Origin of the sequence: Streptomyces ureilyticus (genome assembly GCF_011045025.1) — a bacterium.
In the GTDB taxonomy this organism is placed as follows: Bacteria; Actinomycetota; Actinomycetes; order Streptomycetales; family Streptomycetaceae; genus Streptomyces; species Streptomyces ureilyticus.
The window spans coordinates 1-5,914 of record NZ_JAAKZX010000351.1 but is presented as its reverse complement, the minus strand read 5'-3'; the positions used below and the strand labels follow the sequence as shown (position 1 = coordinate 5,914).

Here is a 5,914-nt window from a genome sequence, read left to right as displayed (position 1 = left end):
TATAAGAGACAGGGGTAGGGGGTTAGGGGTTACGTCGTGAGCCCGTGACTCAAATCTGCCGCTTCTTGATTGCGCGGAGGAGTTGGCGGAGCGGCGTTGGTTCGGTGGCGAGTTGGGTGGTGGGGTCGTCGCTCTCGCGTAGGCGTATCCGGCCTTCGGTGGCGGTGAGTTCGACGCAGGTGTTGCCGTCGCCGCCGCCGGAGAAGGAGGGCTTCTGCCAGTTGGCAGGGGTGGAGGAGAGTTCGACGCAGTTGTTGCCGTCTGCGCCGCCGGAGAAGGACGACTTCTGCCAGTTGGCGGGGGTGGTCATCGGTGCGCCTCACAGTTCCTTGGCCAGCCTGTGGATGAAGTCACGCGACCGTTCGGGATCGAGTGACGCGGCCTCCATTTTACGGAAGAGTGTTCGAGAAGCGCCGAGTTGGGCTTCGGAGTCGATGAATGCGGTGCCGTGGGGTGTGTCGCGCACCGCTGTGTCCAGCTGGGGCACGGCGCCGCCCGCCAGCATCATGGTGTTCCAGGCGCCCGCGAAGCCGTCCAGATCGAAGGGGATCACGCGAACGGTGATGTGTTCCGTCTCGGACAGTTCCAGAATGCGCGCGAGCTGAGCCCGTGCGGCGGCACGGTCGCCGACTCTGGTGCGAAGTGCCGCTTCGTGGATCACCGCTTCGTACGGGACGGGCGTGGGGCCCGCAAGGACGACTTTCCGTTTCATCCGGTGTTGGACTCGCAACTCCAGCTCACCGTAGGGAAGTTCGGGGACCCTGTACGAGAAGACGGCCCGGGCGTACTCCTCCGTCTGGAGAAGTCCGGGGATGTGAGGGAACTCGACATCGTGCCGGTATGTGGCGTGGTGCTCCAGCTCGGCGATGTCCAGGAACGGTGTGGGTAGCAGCCCCCGGAACTCCTCCCACCAACCGCGTGTCCGGTCGGTCGCCATCGCTACCAACGCGTCGATCAACTCCCCGTCCGTGCAGGAATAGTGGGCGGCGAGGCGGCGCACACGCTCCTCGCTTACGCCTGCGACGCCGGCCTCGATCTGGCTCACCTGGGCGGAGTTCACTCCCAGCAGTGCTGCCGCCTCTGTGGCCTTCAGTCCTGCGGCATCCCGTAGCTTGCGCAGCTCGGCTCCCAGGCGTACCTGCCGTGCCGTGGGGTTTCGCCGTGTTGCCATGCGCAGCTCCCTGTTTCAACTCGCTGTCCGTGATGCCCCGTTCGGGGGCGAGATTACGCGGACGACTTGCGCAGTCGCAATTTTAAGACCTACCGTCAGTGACGCGTCGCAAACGCTGCGAGACCGGGATCCCGGAAGCGCACCACTCCGTCATGCCGTGACGGCTGTGGCACTGACACCGCCCGCTGACCGCCGCGCCGTCACCAACTCCCCATCCCCAACCGGAGTTCACGCATGCCGAAAATCGCCGCCGAAGAAGCCGACGAACCCTGGGAGTACACCTTGTACATCCCGCACACCCCGCGCGCCGTCACGGTCAGTCGCCGCACCCTGCGTCTCATCCTCACGGCACACGGACTGCTCGACCTCGCAGAGGCCGCGGAGTTGCTGGCCACTGAGCTGATCAGCAACGCCGTACGCCACACGAAGGGCCCCGCCGCCCTGCGTCTGCGCTGGTCGGGCGGTGTTCTGCGCATCGGCGCCTGGGACGCCGACCCGACTCCGCCCGCGCCCCCGCTGAACCTTGCTGCCCAAGCGGAGCGAGGCCGTGGGCTCGAACTCGTCCGCGCCTGCTCCGACGGCTGGGGCTGGCACCCGCTGTCCACGAACGGCGACACCGGCAAGTACGTCTGGTGTGACCTCGGTGCCGCGTAGCTCGTTGATCACGTCGCACAGAAAGGAGAGCCGATGATCGGCTCGTCGCACGAGGCGCTGCACCGGATCTTCCAGAAGGACCCGGGACTGCTGACTCGCGCCTGCCAGCGCCTGCTGCACATCCCATTCCCAGAGCCACGGGAGATCGCGGTCCTCAACGCGGATCTCACTGAGATCCAGCCGATCGAGCGCCGTGTGGACACCCTCCTGCGGGTGGATACGGATGACGGCGACTACCTGTTGGTGATCGAGTCCCAGGGGAAGAAAAACGAGGCCAAGCGCGGGAGTTGGGCCTACTACCTGTCGTATCTCTACGAGAAGTACCGCTGCGAGCCGGTCCTGCTCGTCGTGACCCAGTGCAGTTCTACTGCTCGTTGGGCGGCGCAGCCCATTCGCTTCGGACTGCCGGGCTGGTCCTCACTCACGGTGCGGCCGATCGTTCTGGGACCGGACAACGTGCCGGTGATCGCCGACGAACGGGAGGCCGAGCGGGATATCCCGCTCGCTGTGTTCTCGGCGATGACACATGGTAAAGGGCCGGGCGCCGCCGCCATACTGGAACCCCTGGCCGCCGCTCTGGGCGGGGGCGTCATCGACACCGAAACCGCGGCGGTGTTCGCGGAGCTCATCGAGTCAGGCCTGGTCGACCCCCAGGCGAAGAAGATCTGGAGGGACCTGATGACGTCAGTGAACTACTTCTTCCGGAACCCGGTTGCCCAGCAGCTCCGGGTCGAGGAACGCACCACGATGATCCTTAGGATCATGGAATCTCGTGGGCTGGAAGTTCCGGACTCTGTTCGAGAGCGAGTGCTGGCGTGCACGGATCTGGACCGTCTCGAGGCGTGGGTGACGCGGGCGGTTCACGCGACTGCGGCGGCCGATCTGTTCGATGACGAAGACTGAGCCTGAGGCGACGGCCGCGGACCGGAGCATGACGGAACGCCGTGGAGGCGACGAGGGGAGTTCAGGGTGGAGCAGCCGTTGAGCATCGCGGTGGCGCAGCCGAGGTGCGCGGCTCACGACGTGACGGCCAACGCGGTGGCCCATGCGGAGGCCGTTCAGTAGGCCATGACGACACATGCCACAATTCATCGATCGCCAAATTCCCCAAGCTCGTCGATTAGTCGCTGACGGGCCGCGTCCAATCGCTCAGAGTAGGAGGGATCGAAGATATGTGACAGCTGCGTCTCCAATGTTCCACTAATCTTGAAAAGAGCAGACCAAACCGCGCGATCGTCGACGAGCGCCGAGAACTCCTCTTGATGCATAACGCGGTTCATCCAGTCGGACAGGACAAGCGCCTGATCGTCTGTCAATTCAATCTTCACGGAGATCCCTCTTCGGATCGAAGCTCTCACGTCGGTGACCTGTCACTAAAGCCTGCCATCCCGCAGCAGGTAGGTCAGCTGGTCTCCCGATGATCGCCACCCGCCAAGGTACTCTCCGACGTTCGGACCGTTTGCGGCAAATGACGCATGCAGCCCCGTGTCGTCTATGTAGTGGATAGCATCCTGCCACCTATAAGTGCCCTGGATCTGTCGCGTTCCCGGGTTCTTTACGAACTGCTCGATGGCCTGAATGAACGCTTGACCGTTCGCCTTGTTGTAAGGCCCCGTTACGCCGAAGTCCTCGGCGTGCATAACTCTCTGGTCACTCCTCTTCATGTAGTGATGTGGAATTTTGTCGGACGAAATCCAATTTGTTCCGCATTCGGGCCCACTGTTGTGTACAAAAACCGGCGTGTCGCCCGCCAGTACATAGTACGTGTGGATGTCCGTGACGGTGAGGTTGTACGTCCTCTGCTCTTGGGTGTCGGAGCGGTTGCCCGGCCTCGGCCTCGGACGCCGCCTTCAGCGCCGCTAATCGGCGTACTCACATTCCCGTGTCCATCGATCCTCGCAGTGTGGCAAACCGACTGACCTGGTCAACGCCGACCTCAAACGGAGCCTGCCGATGCACAGCCGGGCCCGCGACCAGGCCCAACTCGCCGCCAAGACCCGCAGGTTCTTCCACCGGCGCCAACGCCAACCACGCATCATCTACGGCTGCTTCGGCGGCCTCACGTCCGCTACTGTACATCCTCGAATAGAACCGATTGAGTTTCGGATCAATAAGGTCGGCGATAGGTCGGATAAATCGTCGCTGAAGCCCCCGTCGGGAAGCACTCGACGGGGGCTTCAGCTTTAGGGTTGAAATTCTAGGGTCAACCCTGAATAATCACTACTTTGCTGATCGCGACCAGATTACGGCAGTGATCTGATGTGCTCGATCTCTCGACGGATTGGACCGAGTCGTGGAACTCGGTCCCACCACCATTCATCGCGTGGTCGCTCATCTCCGTCGATACGGCGGACGGCCCCGGAATTATCGGCTTCGGTGAACTCTTTGAACCTGGCGTCGACATCGCTGAGCGCGCGCCTGAATCCATCAAGAGAGTCCGAGGGGGCGATTTCGACCCCACTGGCGATGAAGCTCCTGAGAGCGAGTGCAGCGATCAGGTCGTAGACACCCCACGCCGTCCTGTCGGAATCGGGAAGTCCGAGCTCCCGCTCGATCCGGACAACATGGTTGCGCCAGCTCGCCAACAGCGAGACCATCCCCAGAGTCCGCCCCGGGGCGACCGGAACGGAGACGCTCTCCAGGCGAGGCGCTTCAACGTCTGTCAGGAAGCGCCCGACCCATTCGTCGTACTCACTGCTGCTCATCCATTCACCTGCCGGGGTAGTAAGCTGTCGACTTCCATGGCATGTCCCAGTTGACGATCACGCGGACACCATTGTGGTCGAATCTGGAGGAGTTCTGCCCCTCGAGCTGGTTCGGCCCGGCCTGCCGAAGTGTCGTCTCGACTTCGGCAGCGGACGGACGCCCCATTGCAGGGTTTCCGTCACCCGTGTGCCCTTTCACGAACTCGACAATCTCGTCGAGACTGTAATCACTGCCATGGAAGTCCTCGCCACCGCGAGTGTCTCCGTTCTTGCCGCCGACCGGAACACCACAATCCGGACCGGCATTTGGAACTGGTGCCGCGCGCCGGGCGTGATGTCGTCCTCGCCCGGCTCGCCAGGCCCGTCACCGGCATCACCCCCGTCGCCCTGTCGGCCACCGCCGCCAGTGCCGGCGAGCAGCTGAACGCCGCCGGGTTCGGCCGCACCAAGACCGCGTGGGTACCCGGCGCGCTGCACACCGCCGCGTTCGCGGTGGACACCGTCGGGGCCGACGACATCGCCGTCACCGGGGTCAACGCCGCGCTCTGCAAGGGCGACACCGGCGGCCCGCTGCTCCGCGAGACAGGCGGCAAGACCGAGCTGATCGGTGTCAACAGCCGCTCCTGGCAGGGTGGTTGCTTCGGCGAGAAGGAGACCCGTACCGGCGCGGTCGCCTCCCGCACCGACGACCTGGCCTCCTGGGTCACCGCCACTACTGCTGACCGCCACACCGACTTCAACTGCGACGGCGCCGAAGACATCGCGATCAGCGACCCGCAGGCCACCGTCGGCGGCGACGCCAACGCCGGCCTCGTGCGCATCGTGTACGGCGGCGGCAAGGGCACCGCCGAGATCACCCAGGACCTGGACTGGGTCACCGGCAACTCCGAGCCCAGCGACTGGTTCGGCCAGGAGATTGCCACCGTCGACTGGGACGAGGACGGCTGCACCGAGCTGGTCGTGGGCACCGCCGGCGAGGACATCGGCAACGTCGACGACCCCGGCGTGGTCGACATCCTGCACGGCGCCCCGGGCGGCCTGGGCACCGGCGCGAAGAAGGGCACTCACCTCGAGGAGGGCCAGGGCGCCGGAGCCATCGGCGACTCCGGCGTGGAGGCCGGTGACCGCATGGGCGACTCCCTGGCCGCCGGTACCACCGCCGCGGGCGAACCGTTCTTGATCATCGGCGTGCCCGGCGAGTCCATCGGCAGCGTCGCCAAGGCGGGCGACTTCTTCTACCTGCGCGGCGCCACCAACATCGCCGTCCACCAGGACAGCACGAACGTACCGGGTTCCCCGGAGGCCGGCGACGGCTTCGCCAGCACCATGACCGCCGACGGCAACCGCTTCGCCATCGGGGCCGCCGGCGAGGCCATCGGCTCCG

Annotated in this window: 8 protein-coding genes; 3 read left to right on the top strand and 5 right to left on the bottom strand. The window is 64.8% G+C overall.

The features are described from left to right. Nucleotides 1-49: 49 nt before the first annotated feature. Complete coding sequence (locus G6048_RS46390) at nucleotides 50-310, bottom strand: DUF397 domain-containing protein (RefSeq protein WP_165345636.1); 261 nt, start codon at nucleotides 308-310, stop codon at nucleotides 50-52. 9 nt (nucleotides 311-319) lie between these two features. After that, nucleotides 320-1,171 carry a helix-turn-helix domain-containing protein gene (locus G6048_RS46385; RefSeq protein ID WP_165345635.1) on the bottom strand — a complete coding sequence of 284 codons (852 nt, stop codon included), beginning with the start codon at nucleotides 1,169-1,171 and terminating at the stop codon, nucleotides 320-322. A 234-nt stretch (nucleotides 1,172-1,405) separates the two neighbouring features. On the opposite strand from G6048_RS46385, the gene G6048_RS46380 reads away from it, so the two are divergent. After that, complete coding sequence (locus G6048_RS46380) at nucleotides 1,406-1,825, top strand: ATP-binding protein (RefSeq protein ID WP_165345634.1); 420 nt, start codon at nucleotides 1,406-1,408, stop codon at nucleotides 1,823-1,825. Nucleotides 1,826-1,858: 33 nt separating this feature from the next. After that, nucleotides 1,859-2,728, top strand: a complete 870-nt coding sequence (locus tag G6048_RS46375) for a hypothetical protein (protein WP_165345633.1) — start codon at nucleotides 1,859-1,861, stop codon at nucleotides 2,726-2,728. A gap of 185 nt (nucleotides 2,729-2,913) precedes the next feature. Here G6048_RS46375 and G6048_RS46370 read toward each other — a convergent pair whose 3' ends face one another. The 3 genes from G6048_RS46370 to G6048_RS46355 all read right to left on the bottom strand — a co-directional run bounded on the left by G6048_RS46370 (nucleotide 2,914) and on the right by G6048_RS46355 (nucleotide 4,530). Next, the gene (locus tag G6048_RS46370; RefSeq protein ID WP_165345632.1) at nucleotides 2,914-3,153 is read right to left on the bottom strand and encodes a hypothetical protein; all 240 of its coding nucleotides are present in this window, start codon (nucleotides 3,151-3,153) and stop codon (nucleotides 2,914-2,916) included. Nucleotides 3,154-3,198: 45 nt separating this feature from the next. Next, entirely contained in the window at nucleotides 3,199-3,465 is a 267-nt protein-coding gene (locus G6048_RS46365; protein ID WP_165345631.1) for a colicin D domain-containing protein, read from the bottom strand. A gap of 603 nt (nucleotides 3,466-4,068) precedes the next feature. Next, nucleotides 4,069-4,530 carry a hypothetical protein gene (locus G6048_RS46355; RefSeq protein ID WP_165345630.1) on the bottom strand — a complete coding sequence of 154 codons (462 nt, stop codon included), beginning with the start codon at nucleotides 4,528-4,530 and terminating at the stop codon, nucleotides 4,069-4,071. Between the two features lie 315 nt (nucleotides 4,531-4,845). On the opposite strand from G6048_RS46355, the gene G6048_RS46350 reads away from it, so the two are divergent. Further along, a partial coding sequence (locus G6048_RS46350; protein WP_328828986.1) for a trypsin-like serine protease occupies nucleotides 4,846-5,914 on the top strand: 1,069 nt, incomplete at its 3' end.